This is a genomic window from Streptomyces sp. NRRL B-1347, from assembly GCF_000720325.1.
Taxonomy (GTDB): domain Bacteria; phylum Actinomycetota; class Actinomycetes; order Streptomycetales; family Streptomycetaceae; genus Streptomyces.
Genome location: NZ_JOJM01000219.1, coordinates 1 through 1,448, shown reverse-complemented (window position 1 = coordinate 1,448; position 1,448 = coordinate 1). Strand labels below are relative to the sequence as shown.

The following is a 1,448-nucleotide window of genomic DNA, read 5'->3' as shown; positions in this document are numbered from 1 at the left end:
CGGGCAGTGGGTTGAAGGGGCTGCGGCAGCGGGTCGAGCTGGTCGGGGGGACCTTCGAGTTCGGTCCCCGCCCCGACGGCGGCTTCCACATCGAATCCGTACTGCCTCTGGAAGCGGCCCATGGATAGACTGTCGACATGGGGCATGAAGTCGTAAAGGTGCTGGTCGTCGATGACGAACCCATGGTCTGCGCACATTTGAGAACGATTTTGGGTTCGGCCGAGGATATCGACGTCGTCGACGCCGCCCACGACGGAGCCGCCGCGGTGGAGGCCGTGATGCGGCATCGCCCCGATCTCGTCCTCATGGATTTGCGGATGCCGGGTGTGGACGGCCTCACGGCCATCGAATGCATCATGAAACTGGACCAGCCACCAAAAGTCGTGGCACTTACCACCTTTGACGCCGATCAGTATGTGATGCGGGCACTGCGCAGTGGCGCCAGTGGATTTCTGGTGAAGTCGACGCCGCCCGAGGACCTGATCGGCCTGGTCCGGGTGGCCGCCGACGGGCACACGGTGCTCTCGCCCGTGGCCATGCGCCGCATCGTGGCGGCGTCGTCCGACGAGGACGCGGCGCGCGAGCGGGCCAAGGCCCTCGTCGGCAAGCTCACCGAGCGGGAGACGGACGTGCTCACCTGCCTCGGCGAGGGCCTGTCGAACGCCCAGATCGCCACGAAGCTGTTCCTGAGCGAGGCGACCGTCAAGGGCTATGTCTCCCGCATGCTCGTCAAGCTGGAGTGCACCAACAGGACCCAGGCGGGCCTGCTCGCGTACGACGCGGGCCTCGTCAGCCGCTGAGCGCGGCGGGCCGCCGGCCCGGGCCGACGGCCGTGCACCGGAGCCGCAGCTGGACAGGCCCCGCGTCCCACGAGGGCGTCCCCTCCCGCCGTACGCAGGAAGCCCGCACCCACTCAAGACGGCCGGAACCAAGAAGGCCGGAACCACGAGGCTCCGGCCTTCTCCATGCCGCCCCGGCCACGGCACACCTCGACCGCGACCGGCCATTGCCCGGCCCCGCCGCGGCAGACCCACCGCTGGCGGCTGGCAGCGGCCGAGCGTCCGGTCACACGCAGCCGATCGCTGCCCGACGGCTCACCGTGGCCGATGCATGCGGCTGCCGGGACTCGCCGCAACCGTCCATGGTCCGGCGGCTGACCGCCGCCGACGGCTGCACGGCCCCGCCGCAGCTCACCCTTGCCCGGCCGCTCACCGCGGTCCACCGCGGCCCGGCCGCACCGCGGTCGACCGGGCGCCGGGCGCAGCGGGGGCCTCGTCAGCCCTGGCCCACCACGCGCGGGCGCCGCGGACGGATCCAGCTGCGCGTCGTCGGGACGTAGATCGGAAGCTCGGATTCGATGTGGAAGCCGCCGTCGGGGCGGGGACCGAACTCGAAGGTCCCCCCGACCAGCTCGACCCGCTGCCGCAGCCCCTTCAACCCACTGCCCG

General features: G+C 71.1%; 1 protein-coding gene and 1 pseudogene. Both read left to right on the top strand.

Going from position 1 to position 1,448, the window contains the following annotated elements:
* Window positions 1–128: pseudogene (locus IG74_RS54055) on the top strand (sensor histidine kinase); the annotation flags it as partial.
* A gap of 9 nt (window positions 129–137) precedes the next feature.
* Window positions 138–800 carry a response regulator transcription factor gene (locus IG74_RS0144575; RefSeq protein ID WP_030689541.1) on the top strand — a complete coding sequence of 221 codons (663 nt, stop codon included), beginning with the start codon at window positions 138–140 and terminating at the stop codon, window positions 798–800.
* Window positions 801–1,448 lie beyond the last annotated feature (648 nt).